Origin of the sequence: Vibrio sp. 11986-1-5 (assembly GCF_963878025.1) — a bacterium.
Taxonomy (GTDB): domain Bacteria; phylum Pseudomonadota; class Gammaproteobacteria; order Enterobacterales; family Vibrionaceae; genus Vibrio; species Vibrio injensis.
Window position 1 is genome coordinate 47,321 of the sequence record NZ_CAWNVW010000051.1, and the last position, 18,869, is coordinate 66,189.

The 18,869-nt window shown below is 45.0% G+C and carries 14 protein-coding genes and 2 pseudogenes; 10 read left to right on the forward strand and 6 right to left on the reverse strand.

Annotation, left to right across the window (positions count from 1 at the left end; genetic code table 11):
* Positions 1-5: 5 nt before the first annotated feature.
* On the reverse strand, positions 6-3,764 hold the full coding sequence (gene tamB, locus AACS00_RS13170; protein WP_110167688.1) for an autotransporter assembly complex protein TamB: 3,759 nt from the start codon (positions 3,762-3,764) through the stop codon (positions 6-8).
* Positions 3,761-5,479 carry an autotransporter assembly complex protein TamA gene (tamA, locus tag AACS00_RS13175; protein WP_181397579.1) on the reverse strand — a complete coding sequence of 573 codons (1,719 nt, stop codon included), beginning with the start codon at positions 5,477-5,479 and terminating at the stop codon, positions 3,761-3,763. Before tamA ends, tamB begins: the two co-directional genes overlap by 4 nt.
* A gap of 296 nt (positions 5,480-5,775) precedes the next feature.
* On the opposite strand from tamA, the gene msrA reads away from it, so the two are divergent.
* The 9 genes from msrA to AACS00_RS13220 all read left to right on the forward strand — a co-directional run bounded on the left by msrA (position 5,776) and on the right by AACS00_RS13220 (position 12,529).
* Positions 5,776-6,399, forward strand: coding sequence for a peptide-methionine (S)-S-oxide reductase MsrA (msrA, locus tag AACS00_RS13180; protein ID WP_072670411.1), 624 nt, complete (start codon positions 5,776-5,778; stop codon positions 6,397-6,399).
* 95 nt (positions 6,400-6,494) lie between these two features.
* Positions 6,495-7,172, forward strand: a complete 678-nt coding sequence (locus AACS00_RS13185) for a hypothetical protein (protein WP_110167689.1) — start codon at positions 6,495-6,497, stop codon at positions 7,170-7,172.
* Positions 7,169-7,726, forward strand: coding sequence for a YtfJ family protein (locus AACS00_RS13190; protein WP_110167690.1), 558 nt, complete (start codon positions 7,169-7,171; stop codon positions 7,724-7,726). The genes AACS00_RS13185 and AACS00_RS13190 overlap by 4 nt, the downstream gene beginning before the upstream one ends.
* Positions 7,727-7,792: 66 nt before the next feature.
* Entirely contained in the window at positions 7,793-8,086 is a 294-nt protein-coding gene (locus AACS00_RS13195; RefSeq protein ID WP_110167691.1) for a DUF2607 family protein, read from the forward strand.
* Positions 8,087-8,145: 59 nt separating this feature from the next.
* Entirely contained in the window at positions 8,146-8,766 is a 621-nt protein-coding gene (gene zrgA, locus AACS00_RS13200) for a zinc uptake protein ZrgA (RefSeq protein ID WP_110167692.1), read from the forward strand.
* A gap of 80 nt (positions 8,767-8,846) precedes the next feature.
* Positions 8,847-9,563, forward strand: a complete 717-nt coding sequence (locus AACS00_RS13205; protein WP_072670416.1) for an ABC transporter ATP-binding protein — start codon at positions 8,847-8,849, stop codon at positions 9,561-9,563.
* On the forward strand, positions 9,560-10,819 hold the full coding sequence (locus tag AACS00_RS13210; RefSeq protein WP_072670417.1) for an ABC transporter permease: 1,260 nt from the start codon (positions 9,560-9,562) through the stop codon (positions 10,817-10,819). Before AACS00_RS13205 ends, AACS00_RS13210 begins: the two co-directional genes overlap by 4 nt.
* 58 nt (positions 10,820-10,877) lie before the next feature.
* On the forward strand, positions 10,878-11,333 hold the full coding sequence (locus AACS00_RS13215) for a DUF3299 domain-containing protein (RefSeq protein ID WP_004394560.1): 456 nt from the start codon (positions 10,878-10,880) through the stop codon (positions 11,331-11,333).
* Between the two features lie 299 nt (positions 11,334-11,632).
* Entirely contained in the window at positions 11,633-12,529 is an 897-nt protein-coding gene (locus AACS00_RS13220) for a TIGR03899 family protein (protein WP_110167695.1), read from the forward strand.
* A 70-nt stretch (positions 12,530-12,599) separates the two neighbouring features.
* Here the strand turns inward: AACS00_RS13220 and cysC are convergent, their stop codons facing one another.
* From cysC to cobA, 4 genes and pseudogenes are all read right to left on the reverse strand, one after another.
* Complete coding sequence (gene cysC, locus AACS00_RS13225; RefSeq protein ID WP_375152957.1) at positions 12,600-13,208, reverse strand: adenylyl-sulfate kinase; 609 nt, start codon at positions 13,206-13,208, stop codon at positions 12,600-12,602.
* Positions 13,209-13,216: 8 nt separating this feature from the next.
* Complete coding sequence (cysN, locus tag AACS00_RS13230; protein ID WP_072670422.1) at positions 13,217-14,650, reverse strand: sulfate adenylyltransferase subunit CysN; 1,434 nt, start codon at positions 14,648-14,650, stop codon at positions 13,217-13,219.
* A 17-nt stretch (positions 14,651-14,667) separates the two neighbouring features.
* Positions 14,668-15,579, reverse strand: a pseudogene (gene cysD, locus AACS00_RS13235) (sulfate adenylyltransferase subunit CysD); the annotation flags it as partial.
* A 66-nt stretch (positions 15,580-15,645) separates the two neighbouring features.
* Positions 15,646-16,437 (reverse strand): annotated as a pseudogene (gene cobA / locus AACS00_RS13240) (uroporphyrinogen-III C-methyltransferase); the annotation flags it as partial.
* Between the two features lie 346 nt (positions 16,438-16,783).
* On the opposite strand from cobA, the gene cpdB reads away from it, so the two are divergent.
* On the forward strand, positions 16,784-18,745 hold the full coding sequence (gene cpdB, locus AACS00_RS13245; RefSeq protein ID WP_110167696.1) for a 2',3'-cyclic-nucleotide 2'-phosphodiesterase: 1,962 nt from the start codon (positions 16,784-16,786) through the stop codon (positions 18,743-18,745).
* Positions 18,746-18,869 lie beyond the last annotated feature (124 nt).

Consider the following 18,869-nt stretch of genomic DNA (forward strand, 5'->3'; position numbering starts at 1 on the left):
CCTCCTTAGTTAAATTCGAAGCGATAGAGCAAATCAATCGCACTATCGACTCCAGAGACCGCTTCCAAATAGAGGTCCCTCATTAAACGATAACGAATGGTAAATTGACCGACAGAATTGAAAATTCCCACCCCATATTTAACTTGTAAATCAGGTAAAATATAGCCACTCACCGTAATTTGTGCATCATCCCCCGAACCGGCAGTATCCAATTGCAGATCTTGTACACCAAATTCTTCGCCAATTCGACCTACCACTTTACCGCTTTGCGCTAAGCTTAGCCCAATCAGCGTCATGGTCATCGCATTACCGCCAGCTTCACCATCAATATCTTGCCCACGTAATAAATAAGATAAAGCATTGGCTTGTGGCATCGCTGGCTCAGAGAAAATGGTGATCATCGGTTCATCAGCGGGCCCAGTTACTTGGATACCGGCAATGACACCATCTTGGGTATTATTTGGATTACGAATCGCTTTGATCGATACAAAAGGCTGATCGACTGGGCCATTCATTAAAATTTTACCTTCTTGGATCTGTAGATCTTGGCCAAATGAGCGATACTGTCCCTGTAAAATATTGACTTCACCAATCACCAATGGCCCACGATCGCGCTGCGTGACATTCAACCGGCCTCGTAGCCCGCCTTCTAAGCCAAAAGCACTCAGACGAACATCGTCACCAATTACGATCTCAACATCCGTTTCAATGCGCAGTGGTAAACGACTTTGCTCACTTAAAGGCTGTAAATCTTTACTCAATATGACTTGATCTTTAGACACCTCGATAGCGCTTGGAGGTAACTCTTCGACCGTAATCCGTCCCCAAGGAAGATGGATAGAACCCGAGACTTGTGCCACATCCGGTTGCATGGTTAAGGTTAAATCAGGGATCACTTTCATTTTTACAATCGGCGGCATATCCACTAACAGCGAATCAGCAAACACTCGACTGTTAACTCGCCACTCAGCCATGTTGTGCCAATCAGCATCACCGGTGACATTCAGCAAACCCTCTGGCGTACCAATTTGTGCATGCAGCGCCGCTTGGTAACCAGAAAAGTCTATCGTAACTTGGCCCGAATCCATATCAACTGGAGAGATATCACCTTTAAGCTGCAACCCTGTTAACTCAATATTACCCAGCACCTGTGGATGAAGCATGGCTCCTTGCAAACTTAAATCCGCCGTGATCGTCGCATCCGCTTGACTAAATTCACCGACGAATGGTTGCAGAAAATCAAGATGAAAAGGGGTCAATTTTAATCCGGCCTGCCACTGTTTTTCTTCTGCGGTGACATCTGGGATCTGTATATGACCAGAAAACTGACCATTATTTGTCACCTGCAACGACCAGTCCGCTTGTAAGGAATTATTGGCTAATTCAGCATTAAGCTGCATCGCATCCCATCCTAAAATAATCGGTTGTGACAAATGCTGCTGGACTTCACCTGCTGGTAAGGTAACAGAAAGTTTTACTTGTGGTGCCGCCTGTGCTGACCACTGAGCCGACAACTGACCATTCAGTTCCCCCTTTATCTGGGTTTCTGGTGGCAGTAATCCTTGAATTTGACTGAATTGGAAATGGTTGATAGCGAGTTGAACTGCACCGCTATCCCCTACACTGGCGCTTTCTTCAAGACACAGAGAGGCATCCGCTTGTAACCAACAGTGCGGCGCTATCATCGCACGAGCTTGGTCGAGGTCAACATTGATATCCGTAGCATGACTCAACTGCCATGGCCCTTGTATGGACTCGATATTCATACGCTCAAGCTGGCCATCCCAACGCCAATTGGTCGACTCGGTAAGCCGTCCTGATATCGCCAGTTGGCTAGACACAAGGGGAGACTTAACCTCTAACGTCAAATGATGTTGCTCTTGCTGACCATTCAACGACAATAGCAGTGATTCTATGCTCTGCTCTTGGTAACGGGCATCCGTCATCGAGAGATGTAAATCTGCTTGTGGTAAAGGCAGCGGTGTTAACTGGCCAACTAACGATAATTCGCGAATCGTTGCCTCGTTTAACCAAGCCAGCTGATCTGCGCGCAAATCCAGCTGAATATCTGGCTCTGTCAGTTGCCCACGTAGCGTTACGTGACCTGCTACTTGCCCCGATAAATCCGGCACTGTTTTCGCTAAATCTTTTAACGATAAAGCCACATCCATTTGCCACTGTTGGTCTAATTGACCTTTGGCGGTCAAGAGATTCGGTCCGTGCGCGAAGGTTAATCCAGAGGTAGAGACGCGATACTCCCCTTTACCACGCGGATCAGCGGCGTTGAGTTGTCCTTTAATATCTAACGGATAACCACGAAGATCACCATGAATAGCCAATAACGGCAGGGCAATCTCAAAACCACCTTGCTCAGTCAATTTCCCAGAAGTGACTAGTTGACCGCTGATCGTCCCTGATGCTTCAGGCCATTGTAAACCAGGGTTAATTTGCCTAACGTTAAGCTTGGCTTGCCAATCAATACTTGGCTGCCAGTGCGCTTGCAACTCACCCTCAATCTCACCATTCAACGTCTTCAAAAGCAGTGAGCGTAAAGCTATCTGAGTTGATGAACCTTGTCCCTGTACTGACAACGTCATCTCAGGGATATCAAGCCCTGAAAACGTCGTGTCGATGGCTAGCTGATAATCATCGAGAATACCTTGCGCGTTTAGTAAAGGCGCTTGCACAAAATAATCGCCTTCACCGACTAGCGGCCACTGCGCTTTTAGCTGCTGCACCGTGATATCAAAAGGCAGCTCGGGTTGTAGCGGTTTTAATTTCGCCTGCAACTGAGCCTGTGCCAGTCCGGCAAGTTGCGCCTCCAAAGCGAGATCGGCCACGCTGCCTGAAGCCTTTAATTGTAATGTTTGTCCCTTAGCCTCTGGTAACTTAAGCAATGACTGAAGAGTGAAATTCAAAGGATAATCACCGCGCAAAGTCGCACGCCCAGTCAAAGATGCGTCCAGCTCTGGCATATCAAGAACTAGGTTCTTTAAGTTAACTTGAGACTGAAATGCTTGTGCTTGTACCACCAGTTGATTAACGGCAATCGGATCGGCTTGCTGGAGGAGAAAATCGTGTAACTCAAAGCGACTCAACTCAACTCGCAGTGGAATAATAACCTCAGGTAAGCTTATCGGCAGCGCATCGGATGAAGAAGCGCTCGTCGCAGCCGACAGCTCCGCCTGTTCTTCAGCCAACGCAATGCGTACACCTCGCCATAACGTGCGATCGATCGTTAATCGATCGCCTTGTAGTGCGCCACTGGTCGTAAAGTGCTGCCAGTTAATCTGATTGCCAAGCAGATTAAGCTGAATATTATTCAAGGTTAATCTGCCTAATTTGATCGGCACTGGTGTAGAAATTGTGGTCACTGGCGCTGATGCCGTCTCTGCCGATTGATTCGTTGAATCGGCAATAGATTCCAAATTAAACTGCAATCCCGAGACAATCACCTCATTAATACAGATCATCGGTTCGAGTAAGCAGTTCGCATTCACCGCGAGCGTTAGTTGTTCAAGCTGTAAATCAACGGAAGTCGATGGATCTTGATATTCAACACCATACAGTGAGAAACGGGGAAAAATAGCTCCTTGGGTCGATTGAACCGAGAAATCGGCTAATGCTTTCTGAGCGCCCCACACCAAGACATTTAAGCCACTATTGGTAAAAAACAACCCAGCAAACAGCAGCAACAGAAGCGTGACGATGCCTGCTAAGCTTGCGGATAACCAACCGGTCCATTTCATCGCTCGCTTAATCATAATTCAGGCCCTAACGTAAAGTGCAGTTTAAATCGGTCGCCGGGTTCAGAATCTAATCCCCATGCAAAATCAAGTCGCAGCGGGCCCACTGGTGATACCCAACGCAAACCAAATCCAGTCCCCGTTTTCCAATCAGGGGTGTCATTAAAAGCATCACCATAATCGACAAATAGCGCAGCCCACCAGTTACCACCTAGCCGATATTGATATTCCAACGAGCTGGTGGCCATGTATTTCGCCCCGGTTAACGAGCCACTGGCATCCCGCGGTGAAATAGATTGATAGCTATAGCCACGTAAGTTGTTGTCTCCACCAGCAAAAAAACGCAGTGAGGGAGAAAGTTTATCAAATTCTTCGGCGAAGTTGGCACTGCCGTCAATTCTAAAGAGGCCACGATGATTATCACCTAAACTACGAATCCAAGAGCTACCAGCTTGCACTCGCGTGACTCGCGTTTCCGAAATCACTGAAGGATCGGCGTATTCTAAGGTGATGGTTTGCTTATCGCCCCAAGTTAATAACGAGCGATTCAACCGCGTACGGGTACGCGTATAAGTAATGCCTGGCATTAAAAATTGCGCCCCGTCATCTTGTAAGCCCTGCTCATAGCTTTCTATCAGATAACGTAAAAATACTGTCCGATGCCAGCCACTATCAAGTAACCAATGACGCTCTAAAGCAAGATTAGATTCTAAACTCTCGGTATCTCGATTATCGACATGCTTCATCCCATATTGGATACGATAATACTGCCGAAGCACATCTTCGAGAGGAATTTTATACCCTGCAGTAATACTCTGTTCAGGACCGGATATCGATAGACTACTATCAAAACTATGGCCATATTCATTTAACCACGGCTTCTTCCATTTTAATGAGCCTCTTACGCCAACATCGGTTGAATAACCAATACCCGTTTCTAGTTGATTACGCGCTTTGGGCGCTAAAGCAACCACCATAGGTAACTCACGCTGATCGGGATTTAACTGCTCTAAATCAGGTTTAACAAACACCGATGAAAACCAATCCGTATTGGCTAAGTTAAGATTAAATTGACCAACTTGTGAGACTAAATAAGGATCACCTTGTTTAAACGGTTGCAGTGAGCGCACACGAACCTCTTCAATTTGGCTCCCAGAGATCGACGTAGCGCCAAAATGATAGCGAATGCCACTATCAAAATGCAAACGAACAAACGCTTGATGCAGATCGGGAATCACTTCCAGACGGCTTAACTGAAAATCGCCATCGAAATACCCCTTTTGGAGCGCTAAATTACGCAAAGAGGATTTAAGACTGTCGTATTGGCTGTGATTGAGTGTCTCACCCACCTTTAGGCCGCTACGTTCAATCACTCGAGCAAAATCTGCATCTTGCTGCGCTTCTCCCTCAATCACAATCTCAACCAACGCTAAACGCACCACTTCTCCGGGAGAAACATGCACCGTCATCGCTTTATCCGGTTCCGTGACTTCAAAAACAAACGTCGGTTGATAATAACCCAATGCATTTAATGCAGCGGTTATCCTTTGTTCTAGGCGTGACTGAAATCGTAACTGGGTCGAGTAATCGCTGGTCGATATTGAAGACAGATAAGCATCGACGTTATCTTTTAAGTCGCCGCTTAATCCTCGAATGGTTAAATCGACTTTCGCCAGCGCGGTGCAGGAAAAGAATAACGTCGCGAATAGTACATAGAATGGGAGTGATCTCATGTTAAATAGTGGTTAAGCGCCTTACCGCAATGCAGGTTAATAGACTTTAAATCATACCGACTATAGGATAAGAAGTCTGTAGGATAATTGCTCACACGCCAATAGATTACACGCAGATATCGCGGTCAATCTATCTCGGTAAGCGAGACGAACAACGAACGTTATCCGATCATCAATGCCAATAGCTCAGAGAAATACTCTGGATCAATCGCATCCGATGTGGAATAAAAAATCGTATCAATGAGACACAGAATTTCACTCAACGTTCCATTGACTATTACTAATAAGGAATGGCTATGCTCAACAAATCTTCACTTATATCAGCGGATCAGGCTTTACCTGGCCGCGTGACTCCGATCGAGTTTGAAGACAAACATTTTATTTATCATATTCCGCTAAGCATCAAGCCGAGCCTAGGACAAGAGCAATTACTGATTGGAATGGGCTGTTTTTGGGGAGCTGAGCGTTTATTTTGGCGTTTAGAAGGTGTTATTGTGACTTCTGTCGGCTACGCTGGTGGTTTTACTCCAAACCCAACGTATCAAGAAGTTTGTACTGGTCAAACTGGTCATGCTGAAGTCGTTCGAGTGATCTACGATCCTAAGGTGTTACCTTTGAGATCACTGTTGCAAGCCTTCTGGGAAAATCACGACCCAACCCAAGGTATGCGCCAAGGTAATGATTTAGGAACTCAATATCGTTCGGTGATCTATACTTACACCGATGAACAACAAACAGTAGCCGAACAAAGTCGCGCAGAATATCAAGCTTTGCTAAGCGAACACAATAAAGCGGAAATCACCACCGAGATTACTCCTGCTGGCGACTATTATTTTGCAGAAAGTTCCCACCAGCAATATCTGGCTAAAAATCCACAAGGATATTGTGGACTTGGTGGTACAGGAGTGTGCTTCTTGTAAGTAATAATCCAACTGACTAATTTAACGCTCGCTTTAGCACGATAAGCGAAGCGAGCTTATCATTGGCTCATTGAATGATGAAAGAGCATTCTCTTATGATCAATTATTTAAAAACGAGCATCATTTTTACTCTTTGTTGTAGCTTGCCAGTTTGTGCTATTGAGCTCAATCTGGGCCTACAATTAACGACCAACAATATTGATGTGCGCGACGAGTCCGAGCAGAACATTGCACAAATGAGTAATAAGCTTGCTCTTTCTCCAACAGTCTCTCTTTTATCTAAAGGCTACTATTTATCAGAGCAAAGTTCGTTGGGCGTACAATTTCAACTGGATGGTAATCTAGTCAAAGTTAATCGACAAACGCTCCATCAAAACGATCAATTAACCAATCTTGATACCAAGATATCAGGCTATGCACTGTATGCAATGCCATTATTTTTTTACCATTTTAATCGCCACCAACCAGAAAAATGGCAAGTAAAAACGGGGATCGGTGTCGGGCTGGGTTATCTTAATCTGAGCGGTAACTATCAAATCACTCAACCTTTACATCCTGAATTTGGCGAGACAAAAAATATCAAGTTTAGTGAGTTTGGTCAGGCGATAGGGGTTTATTTAGAGATCAAAAAAGGCAAACATGCGTTCTTGCTCTATAATTTTAGTCCATACGTTAATAACAGTAATTACCAATTTCAAGAACACAATGCGGTTCTTGCATATCGGTACACCATCAACTTAAACCACTTATTTACTAAAATGGACTTACCATGATAAAAAAAATACTGCTTACCCTACTAATCGCCACTCACAGTTTCATCGCATCAGCCCACAACATAGTAGTGGGTCAACCACTGCCAGCCGTCGACGTTGCAAAATATGGCGAAGTGGTACTCGAAGGTAAAGACACTCAGTTTGTACCATGGAGTAGTCTTCAATTACCCGGCAAGGTTCGTGTCATTCAAGCTCTAGCCGGACGAAGTGCCGCCAAAGAGATGAATGCACCACTGATGACCGCACTGACAGCGGCAGCCTTTCCGAGCGAAGATTATCAAACGACGACGATCATTAACCAAAATGATGCGGTATGGGGAACTGGCTCGTTTGTAAAATCATCAGCTCAAAGCAGCAAAACCGATTTTCCTTGGTCGTCGATTGTCCTTGACCAAGCAGGTATCGTGGCACAAAGTTGGCAGTTACAAAAGCGCTCATCAGCGATCATCGTGCTCGATAAACAGGGGATCGTGCAATTTGTCCAAGAAGGCGCTTTAAATAACGATGCTATTCAAAACGTATTATCACTCATTCAACAACAACTAGAAAAATAACCTTAAGACTTGCCAGACAAGAAGATTGTTATACTATAACAATCTTCTTGTTGTATTGGGTATAAGATGATGGTCAAACCGCAGCCTTTACGTCTATCGATCAACACAGTCAGTATACTGGCCGTATTGTTGGTGCTGTGGCTCAATATCGCCGTGATAAATCATCAATTAGACATTCATCCAACTCAACATACTGATCATCATTGTCAGCTGTTTTCTGTTGTGAAACATGGTCTTGAGTATACCACTCTGATCATCCCTATCTGGCCAGCACAGGGTTTTATGCCTGTCATCGTTAGCCCATTTTGTTTGATACTCGATAGCATTGCTTATGTAGCACGCTCACCACCGAAGCGTTGAAAAGTTCGATATCTTCATTAACCCTATATTTACTCTCTCTAGATTATGGAATCAACATTATGCTAACTAAACCTTTGCTTGCCTTAAGTATTTCTGCCGTATTATCGACCGCTGCGTTTGCTCATCAAGAGTTTCGTCAACACGACGCTCATGTTCATGGGCAAGTAGAACTTAACGTCGCTCAAGACGGTACGGATTTGCTGATTGAAATTACCGCTCCAGGCGCAGATGTGGTGGGTTTTGAGCACGCGCCACAAAACGAAAGCCAAGTTCAGGCACTGAATCGAGCATTAGATATCTTAGGACAAGCAGAATCATTGTTTACCTTAAGCTCGGCAGCGAAATGCCAATTGGAAGAAACTCATGTTAGCCACACCTTAAGCGGTGGTAAAGATAACCACGACCACAGCGATCATGCTCATCATGATCACGGGCACAATCATAAACACGATCATAAACATGACCATGACCATCACGATCATAAGCATCATGATCATCAACACGGTGAATTTACTGCGCAGTATCACTATCAATGTGAAAATGTTGGCGCTCTCACTCAAATCAACACGGAATGGTTCGCCTTGTTCCCAAGCACGGAAAAAATGCTGGTCAATTTACTCACCGAGCGTACACAAACTGCCGTTGAGCTGACCAAGCAACAAACTCGTCTGTCACTGTAAATGCATCATCTGATGTAAGCGTTCACGCCCCAATCGGGTAAGCATGGCTTACCCGATTTTCCATCAAATAAGGATAAGTGATGAACAGCCAACCGCTGCCAAGCGCCACTCCGGTAATTGACCTTAGCGATGTACAATTTCAGTGGCCAAATAATCCTCAACCAACCCTCCATATTGATGCTTTGAGTGTGCTTGCCAAGCAACATCTTTTTGTAAAGGGGCCAAGTGGTTGTGGTAAATCCACCTTACTAAGCTTACTGACCGGAATTAATACCGCCACTCAAGGCCATGTCCACTTGCTCGGTCATGATTTAGCTAAACTCAAATCTCGCCAACGAGATAAATTTCGCGCTGACAATATTGGTTATATTTTCCAACAATTTAACTTATTACCTTACTTGTCAGTGATTGATAACGTCATCCTACCCTGTCAATTTTCAGCTCATCGCCGCGCTAACGTCTCGGGAGATATCCGCGATCGAGCCAAACAGTTACTCGCTCAACTGAAGCTCAGTGACACACTGCTTAATAAGCCGGTGACGGAATTAAGTATCGGTCAACAACAACGCGTCGCCGCAGCAAGAGCATTGATTGGCGATCCACCACTGCTGATTGCTGATGAGCCCACCTCCGCACTCGATTACGATAACCGCAGTGCCTTTATCGAACTGTTATTAGATGAAGCCAATCGTGTCGGCTCAACATTAGTGTTTGTCAGCCATGATCCAACTTTAGAGAAACTTTTTGAACGAAGTGTGTACTTACCTACTATTAATCAAGCACGAGGTGTGGCATGAGCGTAGTCACCAAGTTAGCGTGGAAAAGCTTACTGAATCGTAAAACTACCGCTTTATTAACCATTCTTACTGTGGCGATTTCCGTCATTCTATTAATGGGGGTTGAGCGCATACGCACTCAAGCGAAGAGCAGCTTTGCCAATACTATTTCAGGCACCGATCTGATTGTCGGAGGCCGTTCTGGACAAGTGAACCTTCTGCTTTATTCCGTGTTTCGTATTGGTAATGCGACCAATAATATTGATTGGAAAAGCTATCAAGAATTTAGCCAGCATCGCGCCGTAAAGTGGGCAATCCCTATTTCGCTAGGTGATTCGCACCGTGGTTTTCGTGTTATGGGCACTAATCATAATTACTTTGAACATTTTCGTTATGGTAGTAAGCAACCACTTACTTTTGCTCAAGGTAGAGAGTTTTCTGGCTTATTTGAGACCGTGCTCGGTGCCGACGTCGCCAAACAACTCGGTTATCACTTAGGCAGTGAGATCATTATCGCTCATGGCATCAGCGATGTCGGCTTCAGTCGGCACGATAATCTGCCTTTTACTGTCGTCGGCATTTTAGCGCCAACCGGCACGCCGGTAGATAAAACCGTCCACGTTTCACTGGAAGCGATTGAAGCAATCCATGTTGGCTGGGAGTCTGGGGCAAATTTAGGTAATACCCCAAGCAAAGAAGAGTTAAAGCAGCGTGAATTTGAACCACAGCAAATCACGGCAATGCTACTCGGTTTACATTCAAAAATTCAAACCTTTGCACTCCAAAGACAAATTAATCAATACCGAGCGGAACCATTGAGTGCCATTCTACCCGGCGTAGCACTGCATGAACTGTGGGGAATGATGTCCGTAGCAGAGCAAGCGTTAATGACCGTTTCGATTTTTGTCGTCATAGCTGGATTACTCGGCATGTTGAGTAGTTTACTCACTAGCCTACAAGAACGCCGTCGAGAAATGTCAATTTTGCGGGCGATGGGCGCTCAACCCAAACACGTATTTGCTTTATTGATAAGCGAAGCGAGTGTTTTAACTTTGTTAGGCATTGTCACTGGTCTCATTGGCCTATACCTTGTTCTCGCTATCGCCTCCCCTATCGTAGCGAGTCAATATGGTATTCAACTACAACTCCAAGCCCTGACTCATTATGAGTGGCAACTGCTTGGCTATGTGCAAGCGGCTGGCACCATGATAGGCTTTATTCCTGCGCTGCGTGCCTACCGTCAATCACTCAGTGATGGTATGACGATACGACTCTAGGAGAAACAATAAGATGTATAAATGGTTACTGAGCTTATTGGTGCCACTACTTACGGCGATGAGCTTTAACGTCTACGCCAATAGTGAACCACTGCAATTAGACTGGATTGATCTCATTCCGGAAAATGAGCGCAACCAATTTAACGCGATGGGCATGCCGATGATCGATCACAACCTCGATTTACCCGCTCAGCAAATAAAAGTGGGTAGTGTACGCAGTGAGCTCAATGGCAGTCAGGTAAAAATCCCAGGCTTTGTCATTCCTCTTGAGGGAGACGAAAACTCCATTACCGAGTTTTTACTGGTTCCTTACTTTGGGGCTTGTATTCATGTCCCACCACCGCCACCGAATCAGATCATTTATGTCAAATACCCTCAAGGAGCTCCCATTCAACAGCTATGGGATGTGGTGTATGTGATAGGAACATTGAAAACCGAAGTGGTCAGTGCGGAATTGGCGGAAACCGCCTATCTGATTGAGGGAACCGCGATCGAAGATTACGATGACATGTAACAGGTTGTTAAATAATTGCTAATTGAAGACCGCTTTACTGGTTACATCATGTATTTGGCTAAATAACTTAGTAATCCCAAATAGATCAAAAACAGTAAAGTGGTCGATAGGTGCTTAAACCAGCGATTTTCTTTATCGTACTTCATTGCGTCCCCCAAGTCCTCTGATAACAATTTTAACAAGTTATTATCATTTATGATAGCGCAAATTTGTGCGCTATCACCAAGAGTTTCACTGGTTACCTTCGCCAATCCACGGTACATTTTAGAATATGATTCAATGGTAAAATTTGGTAACCCATGGCTGAGCTGAAATCCTCGGTTGTGATTGAGCATCCAACCACAACCCATTCCAATACAGAGAAAAAATCCAGTTATCTAAAAGATAGCGCGAGTCGTATCTCATCCATTGCTCAGCAACATGGGGTAGATGCTTTACTGCTCGATGAAAAACCGCAAAAAACGACGTTAGACAGAGCGCTAAAACGTGAACGAGAGAGAAAAGAGCAACGACAAAAAAACCTTGAACAGATCGTGCGTCTGGCGCACCTTTCTTGTCATAACGAAACGGCGGGCGATCCTGATCAAGACTGGCTATACCGTTTCTTCGATATGGCGCAAGATATTCATAACTCATCCATGCAGCGTCTGTGGGCTCAAGTTCTGAAACGTGAAGTGACCAACCCAGGGTTTACTTCGATGAAAGCACTGAGTATTTTGCAAAACATGACTCCCAAAGAAGCGCAAATTTTACAGCGTGCCGCCGGTCTCAGTTGCAGCTTTGGCAGCGATCCGAGCTTGAAATTACTGTTTGGTCTTAAAGTACAAAACAGTATTTTTAGTTTAGGTAAACGCAATATTACCTCAACATTAAATATTGGTAGCCACCAATTACCTTACTCCAGCTTACTGGTATTAATCGAACTTGGCTTACTGCATGCCACAGAATTAGAATCAGGAGCAATCGAGTTTGATCCCCCCCTCACCCTGAGCTATCAAGGTAAACAGCTCACGTTAAACGTGACCGCCAAAGGGGTACATTTGCTGTACTATCGCTTTACCCCCACAGGCAATGAACTCTGCCGACTATTAGGCAATAAACCCAATAGTAGTTATTACGATCAACTGATCGCTCTATTAGGGCAAAAGTTTATTGTTCATAGTGACGCGAGCGGTACCATTCATCACACGGTATAAACCTGCACTCATAAAAAAGCCACTCACAAAATGAATGGCTTTGAATAAGCAATAGCAAAGTCGTATCGCTTTAACGAATAATCCCTCGTTGCTGTAACGCAACAATACAGCGCTCAACCAATACCTCAACAGGCTCTTCACCTGCGGGTAAATCAATCTCAGCTTCCAACGGAGCTTCGTACACCGAATCAATCCCAGTAAACTGAGTCAGTTCACCCGCTCGCGCTTTTTTATACAACCCTTTTGGATCACGCTGCTCACACACGGCTAATTGAGTGTTCACAAACACTTCCAAAAATTCGCCTTCGGGCATTAATGCTCGTACTCGTTGCCTTTCAGCACGGTGCGGCGAAATAAAAGCCGTTAAAACAATCAATCCTGCATCGGCCATTAACTTGGCAAGCTCACCAATACGGCGAATATTTTCTCGGCGATCCTGCTCAGAAAAACCTAAATCGGCACACAGTCCATGACGCACATTATCGCCATCCAACAAATAGGTATGGTAACCAAGCTCAACAAGACGTTGCTCCAAAGCTCCCGCAATGGTTGACTTTCCGGATCCAGATAACCCAGTAAACCACAGAACGGCTGGGCTCTGGTGCTTTAATCGTGCTCGATGAGTCTTATCAACACTGTGCTCATGCCAGACGATCGTCGGTTTAGTAACATTATCGATAGTGTGCATTATTGCCCCTTAAATTGGCTGATATCTTTCGCCTCCCAATGGGGGAAATGTTTTCTGACTAATGCATTAAATTCCAACTCAAAAGCCGACAATCTACTGGTAACTGGGGCGTCTAACGCTTGCAATGGCTCACGAATCAAACCCGCTCCGACCGTGACGTTAGTCAAACGGTCAATGATAATAAAACCACCAGTATCCGCACAATCTTGATAGGTATCTACTGCTAGTTGATGGGTAAAGCGCCATTGACAACGGGCAATGCCATTAAGCGGTAGCTGTTCAGTTTGAAAGGTACTGAGCTGATTAATATCGTACTGATATTTAATGTGGGTTACTCGACCCAGAGTTTTTTTACCCGCAATTTTAATATCGTATTCACGCTCGGGTTGTAGTGGCTGCTCCGCCATCCATACCACATCCGCGACGAGTTGCGAGGTTAGCGAAACGTTCGCATCGGCCAACACTAATAGATCGCCGCGACTGATATCGATCTCATCTTGTAGAGTTAAGGTCACCGCTTGTCCTGCATTGGCATGGCTTAAATCTCCATCAAAGGTAACAATCCGCGTAATCGCAGAGGTTTTCCCAGACGGTAACACTTTGACCTTATCACCAACATGAATTGTGCCCGCGGCAACCGTACCAGCAAAACCACGAAAATCTAAATGAGGACGATTCACATACTGAACGGGAAAACGAAAATCAGCATTGATACTCGGTGGCTTAATCTGCACATTTTCCAACTGTTCGAGCAAAGACTCACCACGATACCAAGGCATGAATTGGCTCTTCTCGACGACATTATCACCTTCCAACGCAGAGATTGGAATTAAATCAATAGCGATGTCTTGGGCAAGATTTTTCGAGAAATCAGCGTATTGCTGGCAAATTTCGTCAAATCGAGCTTGGGAGTAATCCACCAAATCCATCTTATTGATCGCAACAATGAAGTGTTTGATCCCCAATAAATGGGCAATAAACGAATGGCGACGGGTTTGATCTAATACGCCTTTGCGTGCATCGATCAGGATAATGGCCAAATCGCAAGTCGATGCTCCAGTGGCCATGTTACGCGTGTACTGCTCATGCCCTGGTGTATCGGCAATAATAAATTTGCGCTTCTGAGTGGAAAAATAACGATAAGCAACGTCAATCGTAATGCCTTGTTCACGTTCAGCTTGTAAGCCATCGACCAATAGTGCGAGATCAGGCCGTTCACCGGTGGTGCCTACGCGCTGGCTATCAGAATGAACGGCAGCTAACTGATCTTCATAGATCTGTTTAGAATCATGCAACAGACGACCAATTAACGTACTTTTTCCATCATCAACCGATCCACAGGTTAGAAAGCGTAATAATGATTTATGTTGATGTTGGTTGAGGTATCCTTCAATACCCAGCTCAGCAAGTTGAGCATGCACTGCACTGTTCATTTTCTTTCCTCAAATCCTTAGAAATAACCTTGGCGTTTTTTCAGTTCCATCGATCCAGACTGATCGTGATCGATCGCCCGCCCCTGTCGCTCACTGGACGTTGCCACCAACATCTCTTCAATAATCCCGGTCAACGTATCGGCTTCAGATTCTACGGCTCCGGTCAGGGGGTAGCAGCCGAGAGTTCGGAACCGAACTCGCTTGTATTGAACCTCTTCACCCGGTTGTAATGGCATCCGCTGATCATCGACCATAATCAACATGCCATCTCGTTCAACCACTGGGCGAATATCAGCCAAATACAGCGGCACAATATCGATATTTTCTAGATAGATGTATTGCCAAATATCCAATTCCGTCCAGTTCGATAAAGGGAATACGCGAATGCTTTCCCCTTTATTAATTTGTCCGTTATAGGTTTTCCATAGCTCTGGACGTTGGTTTTTCGGATCCCACGTATGGTTTTGATCACGAAACGAATAGACCCGCTCTTTGGCTCGAGATTTTTCTTCATCACGACGCGCACCACCAAAAGCGGCATCAAACCCATAGTGATTGAGAGCTTGTTTCAATCCTTGGGTTTTCATGATATCGGTGTGTTTTGAGGAGCCATGCACAAAGGGATTAATCCCCATCGCCAATCCTTCTGGGTTTTTATGTACCAAAAGTTCAAAACCATACTTTTCAGCTGCCGCATCACGAAACTCGATCATCTCGCGAAATTTCCAATCCGTATCCACATGCAGTAAAGGAAAAGGAATTTTTCCCGGATAAAACGCTTTGCGAGCCAGATGCAACATCACGGAGGAGTCTTTACCTATCGAGTACATCATCACTGGGTTCGCAAATTCTGCCGCCACCTCACGAAGAATATGAATACTCTCCGCTTCAAGTTGCTGTAAATGGGTTAAACGTTGTGGATCCATTCTGTCGGTTTCCTTTTCGCTGCCTTGTCATTATCTCGAACAAGAAAATGGCAAGAGTAAAATAATCAATTAGGCATAGTGGTAGTGGGTGGGACGCTCAGTTTGCTCGCCAAACCAAGCCAATTTATCGGCTAACGCGACCACCTCACCAATCACAATTAAGGCCGGTGATTGCGCTTGAGTCGCTAATTGGGGTAAATCTTGCAAAACGCCTCGAAATACTTTTTGGGCTTGCTGAGTACCTCGCTCAATTATCGCAATTGGCGTCGAGGCATGGCGTCCATGTAAGAGGAGTTGCTGAGTGATCATCGTGGCGTTCATCAACCCCATATAAATAACTAAGGTTTGATGACCACGCGCTAAGGTCGGCCACTCCATCTCATCAATAGTGTCGTTTTTTAAATGTCCGGTGATAAATAAAGCCGACTGCGCATAATCACGGTGAGTTAATGGAATACCAGCGTACGCCGTCGCTCCAGCCGCAGCAGTAATGCCAGGGATCACTTGAAATGGAATGCCAGCATCCGCTAACACTTCCAGCTCTTCCCCACCACGGCCAAACATAAAAGGATCACCGCCTTTTATCCTCACCACGCGATGCCCCAATTGGGCAAAATCCACCAGCAGTTGATTAGTTTTTTCTTGCGGAACACTATGATGACCGGCACGTTTACCCACACAGACCAAAATCGTTTTGCTGGGGATCAACGCCATAATGTCTTCTGAAACTAAATAGTCATAGAGCACAACATCCGCTTGTTGTAGATAGTTGAGTGCTTTAACCGTCAGCAATTCAGGATCGCCAGGACCAGCACCAACTAATGCGACTTCTCCGGTGCGTAATTGGCTACGCGATAAGCGGGTATAGGAGTTCGAAATTCCCCCTCCATCTAATGCTACTAGCGTTGCTTGATGCGCTTTTTTCGTCGTAACGCTTTGTAAACCCGCCATCGTTGTTATCCTTAACTCAAATTGATGGCTTTATTATGAGTGGTAGATGTTATTGCTCGAAATTCTAAAATTTCATTTTTTATACTAAAAGCTGATAAGCAATCGTCAGCCTTGCTTTGCAATAGCAAAAGCTTCTGAATAACTCACACTTTGTGATGTTCAGTCCGACACATTGCATCACAATTTGTTACATTCACCGCTATTGCTAACGAGGAAAGCCAAACAAGCAATCCCGATAATCAACAGGAAATGACCTATGCACTCAAAACATCACTCCTTAGCCATCGCTGTGTTAGCGGGTCTTTTAAGCATGGCGGGGCCAGCAATGGCGGAAACACTCCAACTGAGAATCATTGAAACCACCGATATTCATACCAACTTGATGGATTATGATTACTACAAAGATATGCCATCGAAACAATTGGGATTGGCTCGTGCAGCAAGCTTAGTTAAACAAGCTCAGCAAGAAGTCACCAACTCTGTTCTGGTGGATAATGGTGATTTATTGCAAGGTAGCCCTATGGGTGACTATATGGCGGCAAAAGGCATCACTCCAGGCGAGATTCACCCGGCTTATAAAGCAATGAATCAACTCGGCTACGATGTGGGTAATATTGGTAACCATGAGTTTAATTACGGTTTAGATTTTCTCCAGCAGGCGATTAAAGGAGCGGACTTTCCTTACATTAATGCCAATGTATTTGATCAATACACAGGCGAGCACTATTTCCAACCCTATTTGATTAAGCCTCATACTTTTATCGATCAAAATGGCCAAGAGCAGATTGTCAAGGTTGGTTACATTGGCTTTGTCCCTCCGCAAATCATGGTCTGGGATAAGAAAAATCTTGCAGGCAAAGTGTTTGCCAAAGACATTAAGCAAACCGCAGAAACGCTCATCCCCCAGATGAAAAAGCAAGGTGCAGAGGTGATCATTGCGATCCCTCATTCAGGGATCTCGACCGATCCTTATCAAGCTGGGGCAGAAAATTCGGTGTATTATCTCACTCAAGTCAAAGGCATTGATGCCATCGCCTTTGGACACTCACACGCGGTATTCCCAAGTGCCGACTACGCGAACTTACCGGGTGCAGATATCAGTCAAGGTACCATCAATGGCATTCCTGCGGTGATGCCCGGTCGTTGGGGCAGCCATGTCGGCGTGATGGATTTAACCTTAAAAAATGAAAATGGCCAATGGCAAGTGGTCAATGGACGCGCAGAAGCTCGGCCAATTTTCGATCGTAAAACTCAACAAGCACTGGTTTCAGCAGATAAAAACATCGTCAAAGCCTTAGCCAAAGACCATCAAGCAACGCGAGAATTTGTTAATCAACCTATCGGTAAAGCCGATGATGTGATGTACAGTTTCTTAGCCCTAGTGCAAGACGACCCAACGGTGCAGATTGTTAACTTAGCCCAAAAAGACTATGTCGAGCAATTTATTCAAGGCGACGCTAATCTGGCAGGATTACCCGTTTTATCAGCAGCTGCCCCTTTTAAAGTCGGAGGTCGTAAAGATGATCCTAATGGCTTTACTGAAGTCGAAGCTGGACAACTGACCTTCCGTAATGCCGCCGATCTGTATCTTTATCCTAATACACTGGTGGCACTGAAAATGACCGGTAAGGAGGTCAAAGAGTGGTTGGAATGCAGCGCAGGCCAGTTTAACCAAATTGATCCACAGAGTGAGGCCCCGCAAAGCCTAATTAATTGGCAGGGTTTCCGTACTTATAATTTTGATGTCATCGATGGCGTCAATTATCAAATTGATGTCACACAACCGGCGAAATACGACGGTGACTGTAAACTTATCAACAAAGAGGCTGAACGTATAGTTGGCTTGACTTATCAAGGTCAACCACTGGATCTTAAACAAACGTTTTTAGTCGCGACCAACAACTATCGTGCTTACAGCAATAAATTTGCTGGTACGGGCAGTGAGTTTGTTGCCTTTGATTCGCCAGATGAAAACCGCACCGTGGTAGCAAGCTATATTTCTCGCATTAGCGCAGAACAAGGCCATGTTACCCCTAGTGCTGACAACAACTGGTCATTTGCGCCTATCAAAACCGATGCTCGCTTAGATGTGCGTTTTGAAACCTCGCCTAGTGAAAAAGCGGCACAATTTATTGAGGCCAAAGGCCAGTATCCCATGCAAAAAGTGGCTAACGACTCACTCGGCTTTGCCATTTATCGCATTGACCTGACTCAATAAGTTTTTCATTGTTGACTCATGCATCGAATGATTAGCTGCATGAGTATGATGATTTAGCACTTTGAGTAGCTAAGAAAATCAAAAGCCAGCGAACAAACGCTGGCTTTATCACAACATGGCGCCG

Bases quoted from the DNA above. Each gene is read 5' to 3' on its own strand.
- tamB (WP_110167688.1), bottom strand. From the start codon at position 3,764: ATGATTAAGCGAGCGATGAAATGGACCGGTTGGTTATCCGCAAGCTTA.
- tamA (WP_181397579.1), bottom strand. From the start codon at position 5,479: ATGAGATCACTCCCATTCTATGTACTATTCGCGACGTTATTCTTTTCC.
- msrA (WP_072670411.1), top strand. From the start codon at position 5,776: ATGCTCAACAAATCTTCACTTATATCAGCGGATCAGGCTTTACCTGGC.
- AACS00_RS13185 (WP_110167689.1), top strand. From the start codon at position 6,495: ATGATCAATTATTTAAAAACGAGCATCATTTTTACTCTTTGTTGTAGC.
- AACS00_RS13190 (WP_110167690.1), top strand. From the start codon at position 7,169: ATGATAAAAAAAATACTGCTTACCCTACTAATCGCCACTCACAGTTTC.
- AACS00_RS13195 (WP_110167691.1), top strand. From the start codon at position 7,793: ATGATGGTCAAACCGCAGCCTTTACGTCTATCGATCAACACAGTCAGT.
- zrgA (WP_110167692.1), top strand. From the start codon at position 8,146: ATGCTAACTAAACCTTTGCTTGCCTTAAGTATTTCTGCCGTATTATCG.
- AACS00_RS13205 (WP_072670416.1), top strand. From the start codon at position 8,847: ATGAACAGCCAACCGCTGCCAAGCGCCACTCCGGTAATTGACCTTAGC.
- AACS00_RS13210 (WP_072670417.1), top strand. From the start codon at position 9,560: ATGAGCGTAGTCACCAAGTTAGCGTGGAAAAGCTTACTGAATCGTAAA.
- AACS00_RS13215 (WP_004394560.1), top strand. From the start codon at position 10,878: ATGAGCTTTAACGTCTACGCCAATAGTGAACCACTGCAATTAGACTGG.
- AACS00_RS13220 (WP_110167695.1), top strand. From the start codon at position 11,633: ATGGCTGAGCTGAAATCCTCGGTTGTGATTGAGCATCCAACCACAACC.
- cysN (WP_072670422.1), bottom strand. From the start codon at position 14,650: ATGAACAGTGCAGTGCATGCTCAACTTGCTGAGCTGGGTATTGAAGGA.
- cpdB (WP_110167696.1), top strand. From the start codon at position 16,784: ATGCACTCAAAACATCACTCCTTAGCCATCGCTGTGTTAGCGGGTCTT.